Genomic DNA, 26131 nt, shown 5'->3' with positions numbered 1-26131 from the left:
TGATTGTACGTCTTCAAACCAACTTAGACATTTTAGTTTAAATCCTTAAGGAGGATTTTCGATTTATAAACTTACTAATTTTTGTTGGTTATATATTTGTCTTCTTTTTCGGATGGATTCCGCTTTTGTTTGCTTTCTTTTTTCCAAAATCTGTTCTGATCTTCCGAAGTACACATCTGCTGGAGTGAGGTTATTTATCGACTCGTGATAGCGCTTGTTATTGTAGTTTTCTACAAACTTCTCCAGTGCCTGGATGAGTTCCTCGGGATGATAAAAATGATTTAGTTTCACTACATTTTTCATCGTTCTGTGATAACGTTCAATCTTGCCCTGGGTCTGCGGATGCATTGGTTTTCCGTGAACCTGTTTCATCCTTAAATCGTCTTTCAGATAGCTTTTCAACTCATTGGAGACGTAGCAGGAACCGTTGTCCGAGAGCAGTTTCGGTTTGGCTTTGGTCTTTAATTTTGCTTTTTTAATGGCTGTGTCCACCGTTCGTTTCACATCTTCGGCTTTCATTGAGTCGCATAGCTCCCAGTGAATGATGTAGCGGCTGTAATCGTCCAAGATCGTGCTCAGATAGTACCATCCCCAGCCTATGATCTTGAAATAAGTAAAATCTGTCTGCCACATTTGATGCACAAATTCCGTTTTGTCTTTGAACTCATTTGCTGCCGAAAGAAGAAAATGATTCGGTGCCGGGATTAAGTCTCTTTGCTTCAAAATCCGGTAAACACTAGATTCTGAAATAAAAACACTTTGCTCATCGGTAATTTTGTAGGCCAGTTCCCTTGCAGATAATTCGGTGTGTTCCAAAGCGATCTCTACTACCAGATCTTTCTGTCTTTCAGGAATGCTGTTCCATTGCCTATGGTTTGTTCTTTTCGTAGTTTCCAAGCCATCATAGCCGTTTTCCAAGTAGCTTTGATACCATTTGTAAAAGCTGCTTCTAGCAATTCCAAAACTTTCCAAGGTTCGTTTCACGCCGAGTTCACTTGTGGTTACCGTTTGAATGATCTCGTATTTCTCAGCTGCCGATAATCTCATATATTTCCTGTATTTATCGATTAATCCAGCCTGTCTAAACTTTTTTTTACAATGTCATAGCGAACGACCAGATCAGCTACGATCTCTTTCAAACGTGCATTTTCCTTCTTCAGATCTGATACTTCATCACTCGTAGCCTCGCGAGCGACATCTCCATTTAAGCGCTTCTTTCCTGCTTCCATAAACTCCTTGTTCCAGGCATAAAACTGCGACTGTGCAATATTATGGTTCCTGCAAAGTTCGGCTACGGAAGTCTCCGCTCGAAGACCTTCCATCACGATTAAAATCTTTTGCTCTGCAGTGAATATTCTGCGGGTGTTCTGCCGAATATCTTTTACGAATTTCTCGGTCGGTTTCTTTTTCGGTGTTGCCATAATTAAAATTACTCTTTTTATGAAAACACTCCTTAAATTTTTAATGTCTAATGTCCACTTTTTGCTGACGATTTACATTGAGAAATGTATTATTTCTGAACGAGGAGATAAAAACTGGGAAGAAGCTCGAACAAAAGTATGGGAACGGATGAAATCTAACGGAGAAGTTGCTTATTGTGAATCTAAAGATTTTTACTATACAATATGATAATTAAACTATTAAAATAATCTCAAAAAACGATCAAGAAAAGGAAATTTTATATTTTTCATGCTAGTAATAATTTTGTTTTTACTTTTCTTTGTAAAGTATGAAAAAGGAATAGAAGTAGGAGCCTGGGCGTGAATAGGAGTATAAAGTGGATATGGAACTAGATTATCCTGATGATATCGAAAACATATTATTGAATGAAGTTTTAAAATTAATATCAATTTGCAAATTATTTTTGGTAAATCATATTATTTAGAAGCAAAAATTATTATATTTTTAGGTAATAAAAGCTAAAATTATATTAACACCAAAAATTAATTAAAATGAAAAAATCAGAAATGAAAGGATTTAAAACCTTGTCTAAAAATGAGCTGAAAAGTATGTATGCAGGAGATAAAAATCCTTCGTGCGTTATTTCATGCTGCGATCCGAAACTTCCACCATGCGGGTTTGTTAACTGCAATGGAATACAGTGTCCGGGAGGACCGGTTGTACCTAAATAAAGTTATTAAAAATCAAAAAGACCGTCAATAACGGTCTTTCTCATGTATAGAGTAAATAAAACACTACTTAATTATTCAGAAAAACATCTTCTACATCATTCGTCCTGCGCATTACGGCTCTTGCGTTGAAACATTAATAGTAAATTTTACCGTTTTCGATTTTTATGATTTGTTTTCGTTCCATTTTTTTCACGTTTCTAATAACTGTTTCTGTACATAACCCTATTAAATTAGCTATTTGTTTTCTTGTAAATGGAATCTGATAAGAATAAGGGGATTTTTTTAAATTGCAATTTTTATAATATTCCATAACAGTCTTGATTTTAAAACATGGATCTGGTGACGTCATATTAAACACCATCATATGATTAAAGTATATTCCTTCCGCTAGGCATTTAAACATACGTGCTGTTGCGTCAGGATGATTTGCCAGTAACTCTAAAAATTGTGTTTTTGCTAATTTTAGTAAAGTAATTTTACTTTTTGCGATTGCATTGGATTGGTAAGGCCTATCAATAAACAATAAAGATTCTCCAATACATTGACCATCCGTCATTATATTATAAAGGCACTCTCTTCCTCCATCATGATAATTACTAACTTCAATAGTTCCTTTTACAATCTGATAATAAAATCTCGGTTGGTCTCCTTCATGAAAAATCAGATCATTACAATTATATTTTTCATAATTTGCGCCATATTGCAAGAGCAAGTTTTCATCAATAATCATTTTTTATATTTTGTAGGTATATGAATTATTCTGCAAAAAATAAACCGATTTCACTCTTAAATTACATTGTTATATTAGAATTCTGTAATAAATATTAAAATAGTGTACTATATTCAATATCATTAGAACATTATTTTAACTTTTAAAGAGTCTCAAAAAACGATATCAATGAAAAAGTAGTAATTTATTATGTAATTTGCTTAAATTATACAGTATTAAAAATGGAAAACTCGGTAATATTTGAATAAACAAAAATTTTAAGGCAATGATATTAAACAAAAATATTAGAATTCAAACTAATCGATTAATATTGAAACCTGTAGAAATATTATATATTGATGATATTAACGAACATTTCGATGCTGAGCTCACGAAATATATGCCTTTCAACCCAAGGGGAGATAAAAGTGAAATTCGTTCTTTTATACAAGAATCAAAAAAGGGATTAGACAAAAATACAGACTTAGTAATGGTTGCCTTGGATTCAAATAATCAGTTTGTGGGTTGCTGTGGAATTCATAATATATCCTTAGAATCTGCAGAACTGGGTCTTTGGATTAAAAAAAGCATGCAAGGCATTGGTCTGGGCAAAGAAATTATAATAAACCTTATTGACTTTTTAGAAAATAATTTTAATCTCAAATATATACTTTATCCAGTTGATGAAGAAAATATAGCTAGTAGAAAAATACCAGAAAAATTAGGTTTTGTGCCTTTTAAAAAATATCAGAAAAATAAAGGCGTTTCATTATTTCTTAATATAATAGAATATAGAAAGTATTGTAAAATTTAAGTTTGCGTATACAATATGCACAAGAATAAAAAACAAAATCAAATAAATAGTAATACTAAAATGATAAAAAAATATCCTTTCATAAAAAAGGATATTAAAAAGCTATAAAATGATTGCCATTTTATATTTCAAGAATAAAAGGTAATAAATGAAAATCTTATGACTTAAGTTATGAGCAGAGAAATAATTTTAATATAACAATTTATACTTTAGTCTCAAAAAACTATATTAATGGAAACAAAAAGGATTGGATTTATCATTAAAGATCTATTAGAATTAATAAAATTATTTTCTTTAAATATTGATTTATATGAAACTACAAGTTCGTGTCATTTATATAAAATGAAACTTACATTTGAAGAATTTATTGATGATAATGGTTATAGTTATGAAGAAATTTTGCATGTTTTTAAAAACTTAAATATTCAAACATCTGAAGTGATTAGATATTCGGAAAATGGTAGAGATTATTTAGAAATAGCACCTTTCTCTACCGGAATGAAATTTAATCATAAAGATTGTTTAATAGAATTTGAAATAAGAGATTACTGGTTAAGAAAATTATTAAAAGGTGAGTTAATAATTGATTATCATAAATTAATAATCTAACAGAACGATGTCTTCTGCTTGGAAGTATTGAACAAAGCGATAGTCTTCCTTAGTATTCTTGTAAGGATTATATACGTGGTTATTTAGGAAATAAAAGCTCCAGCTGAAAGCTGAAGCTTAATACAAATGATGAAAAATAATTTATTACTAAGAATAAATACATAGTAATTAATTCATCATAAATATACTAAAACAAATTAACATATTAGTTATAAGTTGATGTCCAATAGATCTCAGAAAACGTAGCTTAACTGATACTGGAATTTTTATTTTGCATATCCATGATGGCAATGTTCAAAAGAGTATAATAAAGGACATGGTTCAAATTATCCTAAGAATGAACAAGATGATCATATTCACGACTATAAACCAAATCCTCGTAATCTTACAGGAAGAGGGGAAAGACATCCAGGAAGGCCGCCTAAAAAAGGAGAATTAATTAGAGATTTTGGAATAAAAAAATAGATATAATGAATATAACAAATACAGCTTCAGAAATTTTTATCAAAGAAAACTCACTAGTAAGCACAAAAATAGAAAGTGTAAGTCTTGATAAAGATGAATTGGGAGAATTAAAGATACAAATTACAATAAGTGGTTTTTCTAAGAAAAGCAAATTTTTAAAAATAACCTTATTATTTAGTGATATTATAGAATTTAAATTTTACTATAGTAATATTTATAATTTCTATAATATTGAAAATTTCAAATTATTACATCTTACTAATCAGATTTATATAAGTTTTGATCCTGATAATGTTAATAATAATATATCGGAAGATGATTCGGATTTTATACTTGCTAAAAAACTTGAATTATTTACGATAACATAAACTTCCAATCTTCTGCCCCATTTTGGTGCGAGTTTCTATTTATAAAACCACATCACGATTTACGATGGGGTATTGCCTTATACACTATTTCAGCAGATGGATTACCTGTAAAATATCCGCGGCTAAATGACCTATATCAACAAGGACCAGATGACAGCTTCGGATTTTGGAGGAAAGCTTTTCTCTTATAGGATCAGGTACAATGAAAAAGAAGGGATCACAAATCTGTAATCTTCCCTAAAAAGGGGAAGTCTTCAGTCCAGAGTTTATTGCTGAAAAACTAAAAGACTGGTGCAATAAAAATGAAGTCGCGCTTCATTATATTCAGCCTGGAAAACCAACGCAAAACTCTTTGGTAGAAAGATTCAACAGAACTTTTCGGACAGAATTCTTAGATGTTTATTTATTTGAGAACATCAGTCAGATGAGACATTATTCGGAAATTTGGATGTGGATGTATAATAATGAGCGGCCTCACAAATCATTGCAATACCTCACGCCGAGGGATTTTTTATTGAAATATGGAAAACTAACCCAAACTAAGGCCAACGAGTTTCCCACATTCCAACAAAATTTTCACAACGACAACAATAAATTATTTGACCTATTCCCAATATATGGAACAGTCTAAAGTAGAGAAAGTTGTTTTTTCTGACTGTTATTGATGAATTCATTTGGCGTTAAATACCCTAGCGAACTATGAGGTCTGTAGCAGTTGTAATCCTCTCTCCAGGCATCCAATTTTTGCTGTGCATCTTCTAAGGAGAGAAACCAATTAACATTAAGACACTCATCCCGTAGTGATCCGTTAAAACTCTCAATAAATGCATTGTCAGTAGGTTTTCCCGGTCTGGAGAACTCCAGCTCTATTTTCTTTTCATAAGCCCATCGGTCTAATGCTTTACTAATAAACTCAGGGCCATTGTCAATCTTAATCCGCTTAGGAGAAGCCTCTTGTTCAAAGGTAACATTTTTTAATATCTCTGCAACATTTTCACCCTTGATTGAAATTCCACAGCGGATTGCCAAAGATCTTCGACTATAATTATCCACTAAAGTTAAAACCCTGAACTTCTTCCCGTCAAAAAGGGCATCACTCATAAAGTCCATGCTCCAGCATTCATGTAAAGTAGAGGCTTTACCATCGGTAGGCACTCGGGATCTTGATGATTTTATTCTTTTGTTTAGTTTTCGCCTCAGATTTAACCCTTCTTCACAATAAATTCTGTAAACACGTTTTTGATTACCTTTCCAGCCCTCACGTCTGAGTAAAACATGTAGACGCTCAATACCATAGCGAACACGAATGTTTGATAATTCTATCAGTCGCATTCGAAGCGCTGTATCATCCCCTCGGTGTGGGTGATAATAATAAACGCTGGAGTGTAAAAATATTAAGCGACAGCTTCGTCTCTGAGAAATTCTGTAATCATTTTGTATAACTCTCGCCAGTTCACGCTTCTGAACTGGCTTTAGAACTTTTTTTTCAGAACATCCTGAAGAATCTGCTTATCCAAACTTAAATCTGCTACCAACTTCTTGAGTTGACTATTTTCTTCCTCTAATTGGCGTAATCGGCGAAGTTCTGTAACACCTAAACCTCCGAATTTCTTTTTCCAATTGTAAAAAGTTGCCTCACTTATACCCATTTTACGACAAACTTCTTCAACTTTTACTCCCGTTTCAGACTGTTTCAATGCAAAAATGATCTGACTTTCTGTAAATCTGCTTTTTTTCATTAGATTTTTCTTTATTTAAAATTAATTATTTCTCGAAAAATCTCCACTTTTAAGTGATCCTGTTTTTTGGGAATAGGTCAAAGTATGCACAATGCCTCTAAGACCGCTATTGAAAGCGGAAGGACAGACCATTATACCCTCGACCAGTTTGTATCGATGCTCATTGATGCCGAATGGGATGAGAGGCACAACAGGCGCATAGAGCGAAGCATCAAAAATGCGAAGTTCCATTACAGGTGCAATATTGAAAGTGTCAACTTCGAAAATCCCGCAATCTCGACCGTAATCTGGTAATGCGTCTTGCAGGATGTGAGTTCGTAGAGAAAAATGAGAACATCCTGGTCACAGGAAGTACAGGCGTGGGTAAAAGTTACTTGGGAACCGCGTTGGGCTATCAGGTCTGTATCGAAGGCTTCAAGGTCAACTATTTTAATACTTCCAAGCTGTTTGCCAAATTAAAAATGGCAAAAGCAGACGGGTCATACCTGCGCGAACTAGCAAAAATACAAAGACAGGATGTGATCATCCTTGATGATTTTGGCCTTCAGGCATTGGACAGTGCCAACAGGATAACACTTCTGGAGATCATTGAAGACCGTCACAACAACGGCTCCATCATTGTGACATCACAGATCCCGGTTCAAGGCTGGTATGACATCATTGGCGAAAAGACCATAGCTGATGCTATTCTGGACAGACTTATCCATCAATCTCACCGCTTGGAACTCAAGGGGGAATCTATGAGAAAAAGAGAGGAGTTAGCAAGGAGTAATTATTTATTATATTTGAATACTAATTGACACATGAAAAACAAGAGTTTTTATTTAAAATTAAGGGTAGTCAATTTAAACCGAAATTCCTGATCACTTTGAATTGGAATTAGGTGGTCAATATCACTGGAATTTACAATAGTGTCTATTTAAATATAAAATTTTTTAAGTCTTTTAATAAAACCTCACTTATATTCTTTTTTTCTTCATAATCTTTTGGCGATGGGATATCACTTCCTTCTATAAAAATATGATTTAATGATGGATAGTATTTGAATACAGCTAACTTATTACTTTTCAAATGGCTTTGCCACAAATTAAAATCCTTATCAGTTACCTGATAGTCTTTCCCCCCTGTAAAAAAAGCATAGGAATATTAATTGATTTTAATAATGTCAAAGGATTATAGTTTATTAAATATTCCCAATATTTTGCAGATAAATTAAACGGAAGAGCGGAGTTATCAGAATTTGAATTAAATTTTTTGGAATTTAAATAATTTACTTGTTTCTTAATACTTTCAACAGATTCATTAGAAACGGATGAAGGATTTATTTTATTAATATAAATAAATTGATCCACAATTACTTCTTGAACAGGTCTTGCATTAGCAGCTAAAAAAATTAATTTAGAAATGTTATTATTTTTTTTAAATATTTTTGGAAGGAGATACCCTCCTAAGCTATGTCCTATAAGTATTATTTCATAATCTTTATAATTTTCATTAAAATAATTGATAACATTAACCGCATCATTAATAACTTCTTCTTCAACAGTTGAATTATTGTCAAAGGTCTCAGGATTAGTAAGGGTTCTTTTATCAAATCTATATGAAGCAATGCCACTACTAAAAAGATATTCCGCAATATCTTTTAAAGGCTTGTTTTCACCAATTGTCTCATCCCTATCTTGTGGACCAGAACCATGAAAAAAAATGACTAATTTCTTTTGATTATTTTGCAAAGGCTCTAAAAAAGTTCCTTTTAGTTCAATATCATTGCTTTTAATATTAAGAGAATTATTATCTGCATTAGTATTTTCAAATATTTTATGAGGTATAAAAAATAATCCAATAATTTTATTATCTTCATTAAAACTGATCTGAATATCTAATTTAGACTTTTCAAATTCTGAATAATAATAGTATATGTTATTCTCTTTATTAATTTCTATGACTCTTTTAAAAGAACCTAATTGCTCTTTAATTTGTTGTTCAGTTGCTCTAAGCTCATTTATTGGAAGTTCATTAGTAATGGAAGAATCGAATAAGTCATAAGATTTATCGATATTTCTATTTATAAATAAAGATTCAATAAAAATGCTCCCAATTTCTTTTTTACTTTGTGAGAAAAGTAAGAAGGGAGTAAATGTAAAAAATATTTTTAAAAAAAAATTCATTATATATTCTTAAGTTATCATATATTTTTTTGTGGATTTATATTTAAAAAGTCAGAAACTAATTCAAAATTACTTTTTATGCGATATAAATTTCATTATTAATATATTTTTGCCAAAGCAGGTCTTAATTCAATACCACTTAGTTTTTCCAATCGGCTTTTTATAAGATAGGTTCAAAATTTATTACATTATTCTCCAATTTTTTTGTTTTTAAAATCTTCTGTTTATTATGTTATTCTGTAATATGAAGATTTGTAAAGAAATCAACAAAAAAGTCACTATATAATTACAATTTTAGACTTTTATGCTAAATTGGTATATGAATAGAATCTAAATATGTCTTCAACTCATCTGGCTTCAATGTACCTAATAATATGTTGTTTCCCTCCTTATATTTAATCCTTAATGCGAAATTTCCAGACGTTGAATAGCATTTAGCATTTCCATTTTTTCTAATGCCCCATCCTCCAAAATCAGAAAGAGGATTATATTCAATAACATCTAAAGAAATATTTTCATTAATAATAATTTCCTTGTATTTTATATTAAACGGGAAAAATTTATATTTAATGACATTGTTAGAAATATATACTTTTAAGTTTGCGATAAAGAAAAAAATAAAAATAGAAAAACATGGAAGAAATGTCAAACAAGCAATCAAATAATTTGATTCCTTAATAAATAATATAGATGTTGCAATCCCAGTTAAAAGAGATATAAAGCTTATTATTTTAATCCAGATCTGATTAAAATTCTGTTTTTCATAATATTCCATTCTATTAAATTAAAATTAAACGGTATTAGATAAAGAATTAATGTTCCGGACATTGCAAAAAAGAAACTTCCTAAACCCAATATTATAAAAATTAAAAAATGAAAAAAAATTCCAATAAAACAAGCAAATATTCTTAATTCTTTTTTCAAAAATACAGAAATACTCAAAAAAAGTTCTAAAATTATTGTTCCCCACGTTAAAGCGAAAACAGAATATTTATTTTCGATAAGAGGCAAAATAATGCTTTTTAAATAATTTGGAGCTCCAAAACTACTATGATTAACCCAATAATACATTGCTGTTCCATCCCACCATTCATCAACTGGAAATTTTCCTACAGCAGCGTTAAAATATAGAACAGAAGTTTGAAATTTAATAACAAAAAAAATAGAAGTTGCAATGAACTTTTTTATTTCAGATGATTCTATACTTTGATATAACCAATGATTCTTTCTATTATCTAAAATACATATAGGAACAATCAATAATGTTAGAATTGAGCTAATTTGATCCCCACCATCAATAATAATAGCAGAATTCAAGAAACTGTACGTAATCCACCAATGCAAAATACCAGTTATTCTTATAAAATAGCCACTAATTGTAATAACTAATATAATAATAGATAATGAAATTGACCAATTTAAGTTATTATATCCAAAAATGTTGAATATATTAATGTTATCCCAAATATCATCAGTTTTAAAGGTTTTTTGTACGAAAAGAGTATCAGCATCATTAAAAAGAAAAGATATTAATGTTCCAAATGCTATAAGTGATCTTCCTAAACCTAATATTGGGGAAAAAGGAGAATTTTTAATATTCATCAAATAAAACTATATAATTTCTGCAAAACACACAGAATATTGTTTTCTAACTCTTGAAGGGTATTTAGACCAAGCCCAAGGAATAACTGGCTGACTAACTATCATATAATACCCTTTATCAAGGGTATTAATTTGTAACTGATTTTTATTTATTTTCTTAAATTTTTGTTGTTCAATTTTAATGTTTTCTAAAGAATTTATTTTTATCCATGTGATTCTTTGAAAAGTGGAAAGTATAATCGATAAATCATATCCTAATTTCCTGCTTTTTCTAGAAAGTCCAAAAAAATTTTCTGCATTAGAACTCAATGAGTTAATTTTTATTGGTTTATTCTCTACTATTTTATAAATAGTAACCATATCTTCCCTTGGACTTCTTGTAAAAAATGACCAGCCTTCAGGAAGTAAGGTTCTGAAAGTTTTTTGTATGCTTGGATTAACAGAAATACAAGTTTGTTCGGAGAGACTACTAATAAATGTAAATATTAAAAGATTTATTATTAATATTATAACTATTGATTTAATTAATATTACCCTCATATACTATTAAGGATTAATATTTGAAATTTCAACAATTAGTTGTTCCTTAACTGTTAGAGACATTTTATCAACAGATAAAGACATTTTCTTTGGCCAGAACTTTACTTTAGCATATACAGCAGCATAAGCAAGTGCAAGTGCTGCGGCGTTAACAACAACGCCATAGTTTACTACAGCCGCCGCATCCCATACAGCTACAGCGATTACAGCCGCGACCCAAATACATAATTCCTGAGAACTTAAATCCATTTTATTATCTGTAACTAAATTACCAACATCTTTAAGGTATAGATTGAGTCCATCAACCGTATCTAAGTCATATTTAGTAATATCTATTTTTTGCTGAACATTATTTATTCCTAACATTACACTCTGGTACTTAGGGGAATTTATGATTACTGCTTCTGCCAAGGAAGCACCAACATCCATTATATTATCTATATCATTAAAGTTTTTGCTTTCAATAGCTATTTTTAGATCATCAAAGTATGTTGGATTTATTTTTTTAATTCCATTAATAATATCATTATTAAATTCAACTTGACCCATTCGTGCCTCGATAGGCATTTTAGATATCTCATCTTTTAGCTGTTTGAAATGCTCAACTTTATCTGCAACTTCGCCCTCAAAAAGAAAAATACCTCTATAATATTCTTCTCCTGAATAGCCAGAAATTTTTGAAAGAGCTGATGATTTCGAAGTTATTTTCTCTTGAGATATTTGATTATTTAAACTATCTTCTATTTCATTACTATTACAGTTTATTAGAAGTCCTAAGAATGCATAAGCAATTAAAAATTTAAAAATTTTATTTTCCATAGTTTTTTTGTAAAAATATTAATAAATTTTATATTTTGTAAAAAAAATGTTAAAAATAATTTATTTTTTGCCATAGAATCAAAATAAGTATAAAAATGGTTAAAAAATTTAACTAGAATAGCAGAATTATGGATTTGATATTATGAAGTTGTTTAAACTTATTTAGAAAAAAAGTTCCGAGAAAATTAGCAATTTTGGATTGCAATTTATAAAACGGCTTAAAACCGGTTGCAGTGGCGGGAAATTTCAATAAAAGACTATTTCGGAGAAGAAAAAATAAGCTGGTAAAATGTGTATTATTTTTTTAATAAGTGGAGCAAGGACCGCAGCTTCAGAAATATTTGAGTTCATCTTCTGAATCGCAATAGGAGATTGTGGGATATGTTGTGTGTTCAGCTCGACGGAAGCCAGACCCGGTGCAGAATGGGCGGAGAATCAACGGGGTATTAAAGCAGGAAATCTGCGAAAACCAGCAATATGATTTTTCTTTGTGACAATCGTGATCAAATGCTCTAGATGGGAAATCCCAGAAGCGGAAATCATCACGATCTGTATGAAATAGAAGATGTTATAGTTGAAATTATGAATTTTATCAGAAGCAGAAATCTCTCATAAAGGTCTTTTTTTGAATGCATATTCGGGATTTGACAGTCAAAATTTAAGACAGAAATTAGAAATGGCTGAAATAATGAGAAACATTAAACCCAATCCCAGAAATGGAAAAACAGTAGATACTGATTACTATTTTGATAAAAAACTGTACGAAAACAGATTTAAAATAGAGTAGGCAAATACCTGGTTAGACGGCTTCAAGGCTTGCTGATAAGATTTGAAAAACTGTATATTACCTGGAAGAATCTGCACTTTTTGGCATTTTCTTTAGGCTAATCAAAAAATTAGTTTAAACAGCTTCAAAATTAACAACTTTCCTACTTACTAAATGTGAAAATTATGGAATCTCTGAGAAAGTATATGATAAAATTGACTTAGAAACTGAAACCAAAATTATAGAAATCACTCAAAATTTTTCAAAAAAGCATTCAATTATGTTTAATCATAGTTATTTACTTGATTTTACAATTTTTAAATAAAAACATCAGCTAACTAAGTCTCAAAAAACGATCATTGGGCAGGCATTTACAGCAGTCAAGGCTAATCCTTCCCAATATAAGAGATGGGCAACTTCCGATTTACATTATTTAATTACCTTAAATAATATAACAATTACTCTGGTATTGCAAGCCAATGATTTTAATTTATCAGTAGGGGAATATTTAGCTCAATTAAAAAGATATTTTTAATGAAATAATATAATTATTATGGAAATAAATTATTTAAAACTTTTTCAGCAAAATCCAAGAAGTGATTTAAATAACTCGAATACAACACCTAATAAAGGAATTAATAATCAACAGATACAGGAATTAGAACAACTTTGGAATAATGGGAATCAATTTCCAACTGTAGTTAAAGAATTTTTATCAATCGGGGGAATCTACAATTGGATATTTGAAGGAGGAGATCAAAAACAACTAAGATCTTTAATAAACAGATATTGCCAAGAGATTAACTATTCAATTACGAGGCCTTTTATAGCTTTTACTAAATCATTTTCTGATCCTCAGTTCTTTATTGTTTTTTTAGATGAAAATCAAATAGATCCTAAAGTTTATGAGTTAAATCTTTATATGAATGATGATCTTATTCACTATGGTGTTTCTAGATTAAAAGCTACAGGTATCAATCTTTCTCAGACTATTAATGGAGCTGTTTATAATTATAGAAACTCAGAGTCATTAGGCTTATTATGAAATATCTATTGAACTCATTTAATAGTCTTACTAAATGATTTAAAAAAAATAATAAAACAACATGGAAGAATTAAATGAATTGAAGCGATTAATTGCTATTTCTTACGGAACAGAAGATAAAATTTTTGCGCTGCATTATTATGACAGGAAACAAGCTCAAGATGCACTTTTCGAAGCTTTTAGAATCCGAGTAGGTTTTCAAAGCTATGTTAACCTACACAGAGAATTTTTGTTAAGTGAAGGAGTACCGCAGGATCATATTCAAGAACAACTCAAGTTAGTAAAAGACCTTGCACGTTATTTTACAGAAGATTAAATATTTAAAAAAAATCTTAAAAAACGATCGGCTATAAATGAAAACCTATCTCAAAAGAAATTATCAATCCACCAGTTTATTCCCTATAAATCAAAAAATTTTAGGATGGAACTTATTGCCAATAGAAGGAAAAGGTTTAGTTGCAAAATTTACCGGAAGCGATAGATATGCGCATATAGAATTAATTATGCAGAAAACCGATATTGATTATGGATCTGAGGTTTTATGGAACATAAGTGAAAATCAAATTCCTTACAACTTTGGACACAGGTCAATTGTAGATGAAACGTTAACATTTTTTACAAATTATGTTTCAGGAATAAAAGGAAAAACAACTTTTCTGAAATTTGAAATAACAAATATTGGAATTCATTTTTTGGACACTCGACCAGAACACTTTGAAGAAGCTACGATGAAAGCTATAGTTAATTGTTTTGACAAAACTATCAATCCGTTTAATGGTGATTTAGCCGCAAGAATTTCAAAACAGACTTTGGAATATAGTCGCCAACATAAGCTTGGATTTTTAAAAAATGAAATAATAGAATCACTTAAGATTGATAATATTTCAGAAATTTTTGCAAAAATCTTCAGTAGCGAGAATATAGATTTACGATTGCTTAATGGAGCTAATTTTAATGTTTATATGAATGATAGTTTCGAAAAAAGAAAAGTATTGTTAGAGACATCAGATATAGAAACCTTAAAAAAATTTGATGCCATAAATGATTGGGAAAGTATTACGGATATTGGAAAGGCTCATATTGCAAAAATTTTAAAAGACCAATACGATATGAGTTACCATTTCAATATTAAATTTGAAGATTTTAATAAATGAGGAAAATCCCTAAAACTGCCTAACAGTGCTTTTGCAAAATTGCTGTTGTAGTGCTTGTCAGAACGTGCTTTTCCATAACTTCGTTTAATCTAGCCGAGCGAACTCAGTTTCAATTTCCGCAACTCCCGCAAAGCCAAAGGACTTTGCTATTGCTATTAAATCTCACAAAACGATGAAGAAAAGGAGGTTTTATATTTTAGTAATAATAACGATAATAGTTTTATTCTTACTTATTTTTGTCAAGTATGAAAAAGGGATAGATGCAGGAACCTGGGGTATGAATAGAAATATCAACTGGAACTTTAGCTTCAGTTTGTAGTTAGAAATATAGTCTTAAAAAACGATCCAAAAATTAATATCTATTCAAAATAAGATGCTGATCCATCCGGAAGGTTTCTCCAAAGATATCCAGGCGATGTCCACGCCTGAAATTCTCGCCAGTACGTGAGTTCCTGAAGTAAGATAAGACCTGGCAGCCCATCAAGCTGATCAGATCCGGAAAGTTGAAGGAGATCTCTGCATGCACGTCTGAAAATCAATAAATACTGACATTCTATCTCAATTATAAATACACAGTGTTATTTGTTAATTAAAAGACTGCCTAAATTCTTTTGGAGATAGGCTGGTTTTTGTTTTGAATAGTTTACTGAACGATTGGGAGAACTCAAAACCTAATTCATAGGCAATCTCGCTGACACTCTGATCCGTGGTCGATAGTTTTTCTTTGGCTTTTTCGATTAACTTATCGTGTATATGTTGTTGTACGGTCTGTCCGGTCAGCTGTTTTAAACAATCGCTGAGATACTTTGGAGAAAGATTGAGTTTGGACGCCAGAGAACTGACCGTTGGGACACCTTTATGCCTCTCCGAAAAACTGATATTCAACACATGTTCAAATCTAATTAAAAGTTCGCTGTAAGATTTTTCTTGTCAAAAACTGTCTGTTGTAGTAACGGTTGCAATGAATCAGGAATAGGTCAATATTCGAAATAATGACGTCATGGCTGAATTTATCAATCGGCAGGCTTGCTTCCTTTTCTATCTGCTTAAGAATAGCTTCCATATTATCCTGCTCTCCTTCAGACATTATTAGTGCTTCGCTTACAGCATAGTCGAAAAAGCCATATTCCTTTATTTTTTGCCCTACAGAATGTAAACGGAAAAAGTCTGGATGCACCGAAAGGTGCCATCCGGAAGTGGCAAATTCAAAGTTCTGGTCCAGGAAAATTACTTGTTTCGGGGAAAAGCAGGAAATGATGCCTTCATCAAAATCAAACATATTTTGCCCATATTGTATTCTGCAAGGGTGTTCTTTTTTTAGCGTGATCTGATAGAAATCGGTGATCATCCTCGTTCTTCGTTCAATTTTAATTACCGGGAAATCCTCGAAACGAATGATACTGAAAAGCGGATGCTTAGGTTTGGATATACCTAAAAGCTTATGCAGCTGCCCAATGGTTTCAATATGAACGTTTTCGATATTATCCATGTTCAAATTTACAAATTCTGATTTGTTTTTTTGCGGTAGGAGTTTGCCAAAAATTTTACGAAGGTTGCAGTAGGTATTATCGAAAATATTTTTCTCAAAAAACGGTTTCTGCTACCTGCAACAACAAACGTTTTTTTCCTGTCAAATGCATTCAGAATTTCAATAGCTACTTCTTCGGCGGTTTGGGTTGTGTTTTCTGTGTATTCAGAACTTAACGCCTTAGCTTTCTCATTGTCCAACCCCGCTGCATGATTGAAATTAGTACGCGTCACTCCCGGACATGCCAAAACCACTTGAATTCCGTAGGACCTGTATTCCTCAGTAATTGCCTGCGTAAACGACTTGACAAAAACCTTGCTGGCGGCATAGGTAGCCATATATGGAAATGGGGTAAATGCCGTCATCGAAGCAATGTTGATTAATGAACCACTCTTTCTATTTTTCATTTCTGTCAGGAAAAGATGTGAAAGAGATACCAAAGATGCGATATTGAGTTGGATAAGCTTAAGTTCTGACTGGAGTTCCATTTGTGTAAATTCCCCGCTCGAACCAATCCCTGCATTGTTTATAAGCAGATCAACTGATAGTTTTTTCCTTTTACTTTCTTCAAATACGAAATTTGCAGCTTCAGGTTTACTAAGATCCACTACAATGTAATGTGCCTCGATCCCGTACATAATTGCCAATTCACTACAACATTCTTTTAGTTTCTGTTCATTTCTGGCCACTAGTAGTAAATTGCGTTTTCTCTTAGCCAACTTTCGTGCAAGGGCTTCGCCTATTCCACTAGTTGCTCCCGTAATTAATGATACTTGCATTTCTTTTTCTTTACCACAAAACTGGTAAATTTATAGTGAGTAGTCGTGTTCAAATGTCGGATACTTGTGTTTAAATGTCGGAAATTGGGAAATAAAATGCTATCAATGTTAACTCAAGAAAAGATTACGGCTGAAGCTAGTTAAAAAGAAGTGAAATTAGAGGTATTCTTCATACCAATATGGTTAATAAAGCTTGTAACTTATAAAATGTACAGTATTTTTTCTAAAGATTTTATAAATCTTTAGGTAATGCGTGAGTCTAATTTTTGCAACAATCATTATTGACAATCTTATTATATTTTTACTAAGTTATTTTTATCCGAAAATATTAGTAACTGAAGCAAAATTAATATCCTTATTTGTTAAATCTCAAAAAACGATCTAACAGGAGAGTTTAAAAAGATGAAATATACTGGGTTATTTATATTAAATAGAAATCTATATTTAAATTTGAACGATAAATATTCTACAAAACTTAAATGTCTTTACAAAGAGCCAATCTTTATGTACATTTGTAATCTTCCCCAAAAACAGTATCATTTAAAAATATAGTTTTTAAATTTGGAATACTATGAAAAACAGTAAATTTTCAGAAGTTCAGATTATTAAGATTTTAGCTGAACAAAATCAAGGAAGAACCGTGAATGAGATTTGCCGTGAACACGGGATCAGCCAGCCGACATTTTACAAATGGAAGAGTAAATATGGTGGTTTGGATGTGCAGCAACTCTCTAAAATGAAGGAATTGGAAAAGGAACTCTCACAATATAAAAAGATCGTGGCTGAACTTACGCTGGAAAACGTGGTAATGAAAGATGTGATTGCAAAAAAGCTTTAACACCTTCCGAGAAGCGGGAACTGGTCGTTTATTCCGGATCGGAACACGGAATAAGCATTCGGAATGCGTGTAGACTTTTTATCATAAACAGTTCGGTATTTTATTATAAAAGAAAGAAAAATAATGAGGATGATAAGATTCGGGAGGAGTTGATTTTGCTCGCAGAACAGCATCAGACCTGGGGATTTTGGACAATGCACCACCGTTTGAGAAATTTGGGTTTCGGGTGGAATCACAAACGGGTTTACAGGATTTACAAATCGATGAAACTGAATCTAAGAAGTAAACGAAAGAAACGGCTTCCGGCAAGGGTGAAAGAGCCTTTGCTTCGTCCTGTTTATCCTAACGTAACGTGGAGTATGGATTTTATGCACGATACTCTGGAGAATGGTAAAAGCGTTAGAAGCCTTAATATCATTGATGATTTTAACAGAGAAATTTTGAATATTACCATCGACACCAGTTTACCATCAGCAAGAGTTGTTTCTGAGCTGGAACAACTAATCGACTGGCGTGGGAAACCTGAAAAGATAAGAGTTGACAATGGTCCAGAGTTTATTGCTGAAAAACTAAAAGACTGGTGCAATAAAAATGAAGTCGCGCTTCATTATATTCAGCCTGGAAAACCAACGCAAAACTCTTTGGTAGAAAGATTCAACAGAACTTTTCGGACAGAATTCTTAGATGTTTATTTATTTGAGAACATCAGTCAGATGAGACATTATTCGGAAATTTGGATGTGGATGTATAATAATGAGCGGCCTCACAAATCATTGCAATACCTCACGCCGAGGGATTTTTTATTGAAATATGGAAAACTAACCCAAACTAAGGCCAACGAGTTTCCCACATTCCAACAAAATTTTAACAACGACAACAATAAATTATTAACTAAAAGCTCTACTTTTAAGTGTACTTAAGATGGGTGAGATTACACATTATAATAGGAATTATTTTTCTTTTTCTAATTTTATCAATTCTTGAAATTAAAGCTATTACCAAATAATGTCTATAAGCAGAGTGATAATAAACGATATAAAAAGCATCATAGTAGAGTCAAAGAATAATGCTATCCGCACTATTGATCATCATCGCACTATGATGTATTGGCGTATTGGTAAGCGTATTTTTGAGGAGGAGCAAGAGGGGAAAGACCGTGCAGATTATGGTAAGTTTCTTACCAAATATATTTCTGAAGAGTTAGAACCGGAATATGGTACTGGTTTTTCTAAAAGACAAATTGAAATTTTCCGTCAGTTTTACCGCGTATTTCCAATTGCGAATACAGTGTATTCGCAATTGAGCTGGAGCCAATACAAAATTCTTATAAGGCTTGACAATCCGGATAAAATAGATTTCTACATTGCAGAAACAGTAAAGAATAATTGGACAGTCCGTCAATTGGAAAGACAAATTTATAGTAGTTTATACGAACGACTTTTAATAAGCAATAATAAAGAAGGTGTATTAGCAGTAGCAAGAAATGAAAAGCTGCCATCTGACGCAAAAGAAATCATCAAGGATCCCATGATCTTGGAATTTCTAGGATTAAAGAAAGAGAATTCCTATTATGAAAAAGATTTGGAAAATGCTATTATTACACATTTACAAGATTTTTTGTTAGAATTAGGGAATGGTTTTTCATTCGTAGCAAGACAAAAAAGAATACATCTTGAAGGGGATGAATTCTTTGTAGATCTGGTTTTTTATAACAGATTATTACAATGTTTTGTTATAATCGAAATCAAAACACATAAGCTTACACATCAGGATATTGGCCAGTTGCAGATGTACGTCAATTATTATGACCGTAAAGAGAAATTACCGCACGAAAATCCGACTATCGGAATTTTGTTATGTGCAGACAAGAATGATGCAGTTGTAAAATTTACATTACCAGAAGGCGAAAAACAAATTATTGCAAGTCAATATCAGCTGTACTTACCAACAGAAAAACAATTATTAGAAGAATTAAATAAAGAGTTAGAAAGTTTTGAGGATAAACAAAATGAATCCTAAGTTGATTGTAAAGTTATTAGAAAACACCTCATAAAGTCTCAAAAAACGATTAGAATGCAAATTGCTGAATGTTTGGTGTAGAACGTTATTATTTCATAAAACTGATAAATATTAAGCATTTTGCTGAATGTTTGGGGTATTTTATAATGGTAACTTACTAATTAATTATTTAAATATATTGGTTATATTAATTATTTAACTAATATATTTAACCTTTTCTAGTTGCTCACATTACACAAGTGTTTCTATATTCAAAGTAATATGCGTGGGCCAGTTGGAGATATTTGCCTTCTGCCTCCAGAAAACTGAATTTATATTTATTTTCTCTACACCTTAATTAGATCTACTTTTGTATTGATAAGATTACAGAAGACAAAATATATAAAATGGTAAGGGAAATTCTCTATCTGAAAATTGCAAGGGTTTTAGAAGAACAAATTATATCCGAAACATTAAGAATTGGAGATAAATTACCTTCAATACGCACAGTACAGACGATGTACAATGTTAGTTTAAATACTGTAAAGCAGGCTTTTTCAGAATTGGAGAGCAAATCCCTTATAGAGTCTCGCCCAAAATCAGGCTACTATGTCAGCAAGACTTCCCGGAGGAAGCTTGCACTTCCTGCTATTAGTAATCCGGCAATATCCGAACGCAAAAGTACTCCCGAAGATCTGACGCTTAAAGTTTTTGATTCTTTAAGAGATAAAAACATACAACAGTTTTCTTTAGGTATTCCTGATGAAAGCCTTTTGCCCATAGCCAAACTGAACAAAGGAGTGGTTAAAATAATGAAAAGTCTCGATGGTAGCGGTACTGCATTTGAACCGGCACAGGGCAGTATTAACCTGAGAAGAAACATAGCCAAATGGTCTTTGGTGATGGAGGGAAGATTGTCTGAAGATGATACTGTTCCGCCATCTTCCTTTTTTGAAACGATGAGATTTCTTATCTGTTCAATAGACGTTACATTCGCATCAAATTTAATAGCAAATTGCTGCTGAACCGTTTCGATATTTCCCGCAGGATATGATCTGTTTGCATTGTTGATGGCTAATGCTACCTGTGTAATGTCAAGATTATACGAACGAAGTTTTTCAGGATCGATATTGACCTGAATTTGTCGCTCATCGCCTCCAATGATGTTGACCTGTCCAACGCCTTCCGTATTTTGAAGGATAGGAAGGATATCGGTATCAATCAAATTATAAAGTTCTTTTGAAGACATAGAACCTGTTACAGCTGCGTTGATGACGGGTATTTCTTCCAGATTGACCTTGCTTACAATAGGTGCTTCAATGTTCTCAGGAAGAGTGTTCATAGCCTGCTGAACCTTGCGCTGAACATCTCTTTCCGCTTTATCAAGATCTGCATTACTTGTTAAGCTGATACTGATCTGCGAAGCTCCTTCCTGTGATGTGGCACTGATAATGTCAAGACCCTCTAAAGATGATAGAGCATCTTCCAGTTTTTTGGTTACGTTGGTTTCAACTTCTGCTGCTGAAGCGCCCGGATAAAGTGCATTGACGCTTACTGTTTTAACTTCCATCTTGGGAAGGAGGTTGTAGTTTAGATTAAGATAACTCTGGGCACCAAATAAGATAAGTATGGTGAAAATTACCACAATAAGTAAAGGTCTTTTTATAGCGATTTCTGATATGCTCATTTGAATTTTTTATTGTTTGTCACTTTTATTTTTGATTGATCTTTAAGGTTGATCTGCCCTGAGACCACGATAATTTCACCACTGGAAAGACCTGAAAGAACTTCCACCTGATCTCCAAAATCCATTCCTGTACGAATGCTTCTGCGGATTGCCTTATTGTTTTGAACAACATAAACGGCAGGATTTTCTGAATTTTGCAATAAAGCTTCTCTATTAATAACCAGAGATGTTGCGATATCGTGAGCGATGAAATCGACATAGACAAACGATCCGGATTTTAGGAGATTATTGTCCGGATTATCCACGGTCATTTCTACAAGATAGCTGTGGGTTGCATCGCCTTGAGGGCTGATGAACGTTATTTTACCATCAAAAATGCGGTCAGGAAAAACTTCATTTGTAATTTTCGTATGGTCATTCATTTTCACCTGATATACCTCAGAGTCCGTCAAATAAACCTGAACTTTGACCTTGTTAAGATTTACGATCTTGGCAATTTCTGTTCCTCCATTCACATATACTCCATTTTCTACTGTTTTTTCGGTTATAATGCCTGTAATGGGTGCCAGAATTCGGGTGTCGCTGATTTGTCTTCTTAATAATGCCGATTGGTTTTTGGCATCAGTGTAATCGAGACGGATTTGGTTTACTTTTTCCTGCGTTGTCGCTTTTCCCTGCAAAAGTTCGATATAGGTGTTGAGTTCATTTTGAAGCTTTTTTTCCTTGGAAATAGCATTTTGAAGATCAATATTAATCTTCTGCGGATCTGTAACTGCCATCAGCTGGCCTGCTGACACTTTAGTTCCCAATTCAAAATTAATCCTCTGAACGTTACCCGCAGTAGAAGTGAAGACTGTGGCTTGCTTAAACGGAGCAATATTTCCTGTTTTTTTTAAAGCCGAAGATGGTGTGTATTGTAGCACCTTTGAAACAGTTACAGGGATGCGCAGATCAACTGTTTCTTTTGATGCCGTACTGTTATTGATTTCCTGTTTATTTAAATACAATTTATAAGTAATAAAACCAATAGTAAGTACTGCTGCTATTATAATAGGGAGTCGTTTCATTTGTTTAGTTATTCTGATCACAATTATTTAAGATTTTGATAAAAGTTTTTGATGGTTCCTCTTGCTTTTTCCAATTCGATCTTTGCTACATATTGATCTACAATAGAGTTGAGATAGTTATTTTGTGACTCTTTCAGAGAGGTCTGGGAAGTAAGCCATTCATTCATATCTATAATTCCTTTGGTGTACTGCAGATTAGAAATATTAAGAACTTGTCTTGCCAGTTCAAGATTTTTTGATTCTGCTTCGATACTAGTGAGGGCTTGTTCGAGCTTCACTTTTGCATTTTCATATTCCATTCTGAACGTTGATTCGTCTAATTTTAATGTTTCCAAGGAATTGATATGTTTCAGTTTTGCCTGCTGCATCTGTGATCTTCGGCTGAAGCCGTCAAATACAGGCATACTCAACTTTACACCGATGGACGAAAAATCAGAAATAGTACTAAATGACTGTCCTAGCTGATCTCCGAACCCGGTGCCACCATATTTGCCATATACAGAAAGTATAGGAAGATATCCCGCTCTTATCTTTTTATATTCCAGTTCTTCAAGTTGTGAATCTATTTCGGCGATCTGATAGTCAGTCCTGTTTTTAACTTCAAAAGGAATTCCTTCATTTGGGTTTACGCCATCAAGCGAATACGATATAGGTTCATTTTCAACAGATAATTCTTCACTGATAGGAAATCCCATGGCATTTTTCAGTCCATTGATGCTGTTGGTAATGTTTTTTTCGCAAAGCCGTATCTGTGATTGGTTATTGCTGTAAGTTACTTTGATCTTATACAGTTCAACTTCGGCCAAAACTCCCTTATCTACCTGAAGCTGTGCAATCCTTTGCTGTTCGGTATAAATTTCCCTGTTATCATTTAAAAAGCTCAATTGCTGACGGTAAACAAGGGTCTGATAATAGGAAGAGGCAATATTGAAAATGACTTCCTCTTCATTTAAGACAGCATTTTTCCCTGCCCTCCTGATATTGTATTTTCCTGCCTTTAATGAGATAAGGAGTGACTGGTCGTAAAGCTTCTGTTCCAATTGTACTGTTGCGGTTGTCGTATACTGCTTTGTAAAAGCAACCCGGACATCTGTGTCACCAAAAAGACCGGCAGGCAATATTTGTTCCTGCACTTGCAGATTGTCGTCAATTCCCGCATTAAGTGATATTGAAGGAAGATATCCGGCACGTACTTCCTTACGTTCGGCTTCCGCAATGCCGGTTTCATTATTTTTAATCACCACACTTTTGTGGTTTTCCAGACCGTATTGTATGCAGTCTTTTAAGTCAAATGATTGTTGGGCTTGTAAAGTATTTAGAGACAAAACTAAAATTATCCCTGAAATATATATTCTCATAATCTTGAATGAATGTTCAAAATTACTTGATGAGAAAGCTGATTAAATAGAATAAAATGTTGAAGTGGACAAATTAGCCATTCAATTACAAAATGGTATTGCAGCCGCAAATTACTGACTTAACCAGCTGATAAACTTACTGGTTTTTTCTTTGCTTACCAGGACTTCCCGGTTAAAATCAAAGGTAAAGACAATACTGAGTTTTCTGTACAGCGCATGGTGAGTTTCCCTGACCGAATTTCTGTTGACCAAAAACTGTCTGTTCACCCTGAAAAAGCTTTCTCCTGCCTTACTTTCCATCTCATCCAGCGTATTGGGTACGACATATTTCTGATGTTGGGTGGTGTAGATGTACGTCAGGTCATTTTCAATATAAATTAAAAATATTTTACTGAAAGAGATCGGGATCAATTGATTTCGATATCTAACCATTAGTGTGCTTACTGTCTTCTTTTGGTAAGCTTCTAAAGCTTCGGTAGTCGCTTTATATTGTCTTGACAAGCTTTCATTTAAAGAATGTCTTAATGATTCAAATTTCTTTAATGATTTTTCTAACAAAGTTTTACTGAACGGCTTTAGGATATATTCAACACCGTTCGCTTTAAATGCTTCTAAGGCATACGCATCATAGGCGGTACAAAATATTACAGGTGTATTAATTTTAACGCTTTTAAATATCTCAAAGCTAAAACCATCTTCTAATTCTATATCACTGAATATAAGATCCACAGTAGGAAAAGTCTGAAAGAATTGTACTGCAAGTTCTACAGAGGGTAATAATGCCTGGATTTCAATTTCCGGATGAATCTCTCTCAACGTTTGGCTTAGATCATTGGCAATTAGCAGTTCATCCTCTATGATTACAATTTTCATCGGATCAATTTAATTTAAAGCTTATAACAAAGTAGTCATTCTTGTCCTCAATCTGCAATGGAATGCCAGAGAGAATTTGGTAGCGTTCTGAAATATTAATAAGACCGCTTCCTATGGAGTGGTCCGAATATTTTTTCTTATGGATAGGATTTGAAATAATCAGCTGCTCATCCAGCTGGTTTACTGATATAATAAGCGGTTGTTTTACGGAAAAATGATTATGTTTTATTGCATTTTCTGCTAACGGCTGTAAAGAGAAGGAGGGTAAGCTTTTTAAGAGATAAGACTCATCGTCAATATTAATATTCCATTGTAATGCTTCTCCGAAGCGCATTTTTTGCATCTGCAGGTAATTCTCAAAAACAGCGAGTTCTTCCTGTAGCGTTGCTGTGATGTTCGGAGATTCAGCGATGGTAGACCGAAGAAAATCTGAAAGCAGTAAAAGATATTTTTCTCCTAACTGATGGTCCTCTTTATAAAGGACCTTCATTGTATTGAGGGAGTTGAATAAAAAATGAGGCTGAATCTGCTGCTTAAGCAAGAGATTTACAGCTTCGGCACTTTTAACTTTTAAGTTGGCATTTTCAAGTTTTGTATTATTTCTTTCCAACTGTACAATAACAAAATTATGAAAAATCATAATTAATGTCGTAAATACAATGCTCTCAATAATGAAAACGGGAAGGGTCTCTTTTTGATATAATAATTGTAGTCTGAATTCTGTGAACGGGCTTGTACCTATATAAATCAAAAGAAACAAAGCAAAGCCGGAAAAATAACTTAAAGTGTATCTGAAAAGTCTGAATTTCAAAATATCATCTGTAAAATATTTTGCAGATGTACGTAGAATCCGGTGGAGAAGATAGCTGCATACTAACATATATAAAAATGTCATAAAAGAAGACAGCAATGTGATTCCTAATGTAGCATCCGAAATCAGGGAAAGAAAGGAAAATATGAGTACGCAGACAATGCTGCTTACGATTATATTACTAATGTAAATCTCCTTTAAGCTGCTTCTTAAAACATTTTTGCCAAAGTTATTGCTCATGTGGGTCAGTTATTAAGTACAT

27 protein-coding genes and 2 pseudogenes are annotated in these 26131 nt (G+C 32.6%); 13 read left to right on the top strand and 16 right to left on the bottom strand.

The features are described 5' to 3' along the window. Positions 1-63 precede the first annotated feature (63 nt). Positions 64-1421, bottom strand: a protein-coding gene (locus tag ODZ84_RS05795; RefSeq protein ID WP_408612347.1) for an IS3 family transposase whose coding sequence is annotated in 2 segments (ribosomal slippage) — positions 64-1083 and positions 1086-1421 — 1356 coding nt in all. Because the reading frame shifts where the segments join, the coding sequence is not laid out codon by codon here. A gap of 19 nt (positions 1422-1440) precedes the next feature. Between ODZ84_RS05795 and ODZ84_RS05790 the strand changes: the two genes are divergently transcribed. Both ODZ84_RS05790 and ODZ84_RS05785 read left to right on the top strand, forming a co-directional pair. Further along, on the top strand, positions 1441-1629 hold the full coding sequence (locus ODZ84_RS05790; RefSeq protein WP_266176044.1) for a hypothetical protein: 189 nt from the start codon (positions 1441-1443) through the stop codon (positions 1627-1629). A gap of 323 nt (positions 1630-1952) precedes the next feature. Then, on the top strand, positions 1953-2132 hold the full coding sequence (locus tag ODZ84_RS05785; RefSeq protein ID WP_266176043.1) for a hypothetical protein: 180 nt from the start codon (positions 1953-1955) through the stop codon (positions 2130-2132). 133 nt (positions 2133-2265) lie between these two features. Here the strand turns inward: ODZ84_RS05785 and ODZ84_RS05780 are convergent, their stop codons facing one another. Beyond that, the gene (locus tag ODZ84_RS05780) at positions 2266-2862 is read right to left on the bottom strand and encodes a Crp/Fnr family transcriptional regulator (RefSeq protein WP_266176042.1); all 597 of its coding nucleotides are present in this window, start codon (positions 2860-2862) and stop codon (positions 2266-2268) included. A 265-nt stretch (positions 2863-3127) separates the two neighbouring features. On the opposite strand from ODZ84_RS05780, the gene ODZ84_RS05775 reads away from it, so the two are divergent. The 4 genes from ODZ84_RS05775 to ODZ84_RS23600 all read left to right on the top strand — a co-directional run bounded on the left by ODZ84_RS05775 (position 3128) and on the right by ODZ84_RS23600 (position 5728). After that, entirely contained in the window at positions 3128-3655 is a 528-nt protein-coding gene (locus ODZ84_RS05775) for a GNAT family N-acetyltransferase (RefSeq protein ID WP_266176041.1), read from the top strand. A gap of 231 nt (positions 3656-3886) precedes the next feature. Beyond that, complete coding sequence (locus ODZ84_RS05770; protein WP_266176040.1) at positions 3887-4264, top strand: hypothetical protein; 378 nt, start codon at positions 3887-3889, stop codon at positions 4262-4264. Between the two features lie 470 nt (positions 4265-4734). Beyond that, a complete protein-coding gene (locus ODZ84_RS05765; RefSeq protein ID WP_266176039.1) occupies positions 4735-5097 on the top strand; it encodes a hypothetical protein in 363 nt (120 codons plus the stop codon). A gap of 268 nt (positions 5098-5365) precedes the next feature. Further along, positions 5366-5728, top strand: a complete 363-nt coding sequence (locus ODZ84_RS23600; protein WP_408612429.1) for an integrase core domain-containing protein — start codon at positions 5366-5368, stop codon at positions 5726-5728. Here ODZ84_RS23600 and ODZ84_RS05760 read toward each other — a convergent pair. After that, positions 5725-6836 (bottom strand): IS3 family transposase gene (locus ODZ84_RS05760; RefSeq protein ID WP_266176038.1). Its coding sequence is split into 2 segments (ribosomal slippage): positions 5725-6581 and positions 6581-6836, totalling 1113 coding nucleotides; the frame shifts between segments, so codons are not numbered across the junction. The two genes, ODZ84_RS23600 and ODZ84_RS05760, sit on opposite strands and share 4 nt — an antisense overlap. A gap of 84 nt (positions 6837-6920) precedes the next feature. On the opposite strand from ODZ84_RS05760, the pseudogene istB reads away from it, so the two are divergent. Then, positions 6921-7636 (top strand): annotated as a pseudogene (gene istB / locus ODZ84_RS05755) (IS21-like element helper ATPase IstB). 303 nt (positions 7637-7939) lie between these two features. Here istB and ODZ84_RS05750 read toward each other — a convergent pair. The 5 genes from ODZ84_RS05750 to ODZ84_RS05730 form a co-directional block, all read right to left on the bottom strand. Continuing rightward, positions 7940-9004 (bottom strand): DUF3887 domain-containing protein, encoded by a 1065-nt coding sequence (locus ODZ84_RS05750; protein WP_266176037.1) that lies wholly within the window; start codon positions 9002-9004, stop codon positions 7940-7942. Between the two features lie 307 nt (positions 9005-9311). After that, positions 9312-9779, bottom strand: coding sequence for a hypothetical protein (locus ODZ84_RS05745; protein WP_266176036.1), 468 nt, complete (start codon positions 9777-9779; stop codon positions 9312-9314). Next, entirely contained in the window at positions 9731-10606 is an 876-nt protein-coding gene (locus ODZ84_RS05740) for a sporulation-delaying protein SdpB family protein (RefSeq protein ID WP_266176035.1), read from the bottom strand. The genes ODZ84_RS05745 and ODZ84_RS05740 overlap by 49 nt, the downstream gene beginning before the upstream one ends. A 9-nt stretch (positions 10607-10615) precedes the next feature. Then, entirely contained in the window at positions 10616-11146 is a 531-nt protein-coding gene (locus tag ODZ84_RS05735; protein ID WP_266176034.1) for an SdpA family antimicrobial peptide system protein, read from the bottom strand. Positions 11147-11152: 6 nt separating this feature from the next. Next, on the bottom strand, positions 11153-11965 hold the full coding sequence (locus tag ODZ84_RS05730) for a hypothetical protein (RefSeq protein ID WP_266176033.1): 813 nt from the start codon (positions 11963-11965) through the stop codon (positions 11153-11155). Positions 11966-13284: 1319 nt separating this feature from the next. Between ODZ84_RS05730 and ODZ84_RS05725 the strand changes: the two genes are divergently transcribed. From ODZ84_RS05725 to ODZ84_RS05715, 3 genes are all read left to right on the top strand, one after another. Then, complete coding sequence (locus tag ODZ84_RS05725; RefSeq protein WP_266176032.1) at positions 13285-13776, top strand: hypothetical protein; 492 nt, start codon at positions 13285-13287, stop codon at positions 13774-13776. A 61-nt stretch (positions 13777-13837) separates the two neighbouring features. Next, positions 13838-14092: a hypothetical protein gene (locus ODZ84_RS05720; RefSeq protein ID WP_266176031.1), complete on the top strand. Its 255-nt coding sequence runs from the start codon at positions 13838-13840 to the stop codon at positions 14090-14092. A gap of 37 nt (positions 14093-14129) precedes the next feature. Then, complete coding sequence (locus ODZ84_RS05715) at positions 14130-14930, top strand: hypothetical protein (protein WP_266176030.1); 801 nt, start codon at positions 14130-14132, stop codon at positions 14928-14930. Positions 14931-15515: 585 nt separating this feature from the next. On the opposite strand, the gene ODZ84_RS23050 is transcribed toward ODZ84_RS05715, so the two are convergent. The 3 genes from ODZ84_RS23050 to ODZ84_RS05705 are packed head-to-tail and all read right to left on the bottom strand — an operon-like array spanning position 15516 to position 17237. Further along, positions 15516-15818, bottom strand: a complete 303-nt coding sequence (locus tag ODZ84_RS23050; RefSeq protein ID WP_323136869.1) for a helix-turn-helix domain-containing protein — start codon at positions 15816-15818, stop codon at positions 15516-15518. Positions 15819-15828: 10 nt separating this feature from the next. Beyond that, the gene (locus ODZ84_RS05710) at positions 15829-16419 is read right to left on the bottom strand and encodes a hypothetical protein (RefSeq protein ID WP_323136868.1); all 591 of its coding nucleotides are present in this window, start codon (positions 16417-16419) and stop codon (positions 15829-15831) included. 8 nt (positions 16420-16427) lie between these two features. Beyond that, positions 16428-17237, bottom strand: coding sequence for an SDR family NAD(P)-dependent oxidoreductase (locus ODZ84_RS05705; protein WP_266176029.1), 810 nt, complete (start codon positions 17235-17237; stop codon positions 16428-16430). Positions 17238-17808: 571 nt separating this feature from the next. On the opposite strand from ODZ84_RS05705, the gene ODZ84_RS05700 reads away from it, so the two are divergent. The 3 genes and pseudogenes from ODZ84_RS05700 to ODZ84_RS23595 form a co-directional block, all read left to right on the top strand. Then, positions 17809-18995 (top strand): IS3 family transposase gene (locus ODZ84_RS05700; protein ID WP_408612395.1). Its coding sequence is split into 2 segments (ribosomal slippage): positions 17809-18061 and positions 18061-18995, totalling 1188 coding nucleotides; the frame shifts between segments, so codons are not numbered across the junction. Between the two features lie 85 nt (positions 18996-19080). Beyond that, positions 19081-20094, top strand: a complete 1014-nt coding sequence (locus ODZ84_RS05695; protein ID WP_266176028.1) for a PDDEXK nuclease domain-containing protein — start codon at positions 19081-19083, stop codon at positions 20092-20094. A gap of 386 nt (positions 20095-20480) precedes the next feature. Then, positions 20481-20627: pseudogene (locus ODZ84_RS23595) on the top strand (GntR family transcriptional regulator); the annotation flags it as partial. Between the two features lie 53 nt (positions 20628-20680). Here ODZ84_RS23595 and ODZ84_RS05690 read toward each other — a convergent pair. The 5 genes from ODZ84_RS05690 to ODZ84_RS05670 form a co-directional block, all read right to left on the bottom strand. Then, a complete protein-coding gene (locus ODZ84_RS05690) occupies positions 20681-21760 on the bottom strand; it encodes an efflux RND transporter permease subunit (RefSeq protein ID WP_266176027.1) in 1080 nt (359 codons plus the stop codon). Then, positions 21757-22827: an efflux RND transporter periplasmic adaptor subunit gene (locus ODZ84_RS05685; protein ID WP_266176026.1), complete on the bottom strand. Its 1071-nt coding sequence runs from the start codon at positions 22825-22827 to the stop codon at positions 21757-21759. Before ODZ84_RS05685 ends, ODZ84_RS05690 begins: the two co-directional genes overlap by 4 nt. 23 nt (positions 22828-22850) lie before the next feature. Further along, entirely contained in the window at positions 22851-24185 is a 1335-nt protein-coding gene (locus ODZ84_RS05680; protein ID WP_266176025.1) for a TolC family protein, read from the bottom strand. A 111-nt stretch (positions 24186-24296) separates the two neighbouring features. After that, positions 24297-25058: a LytR/AlgR family response regulator transcription factor gene (locus ODZ84_RS05675; RefSeq protein WP_266176024.1), complete on the bottom strand. Its 762-nt coding sequence runs from the start codon at positions 25056-25058 to the stop codon at positions 24297-24299. A gap of 4 nt (positions 25059-25062) precedes the next feature. After that, positions 25063-26109 (bottom strand): sensor histidine kinase, encoded by a 1047-nt coding sequence (locus ODZ84_RS05670; RefSeq protein ID WP_266176023.1) that lies wholly within the window; start codon positions 26107-26109, stop codon positions 25063-25065. Positions 26110-26131: the final 22 nt, after the last annotated feature.

It is taken from the genome of Chryseobacterium fluminis, from assembly GCF_026314945.1.
In the GTDB taxonomy this organism is placed as follows: Bacteria; Bacteroidota; Bacteroidia; order Flavobacteriales; family Weeksellaceae; genus Chryseobacterium; species Chryseobacterium fluminis.
This window is presented reverse-complemented; position numbering and strand designations above follow the sequence as displayed.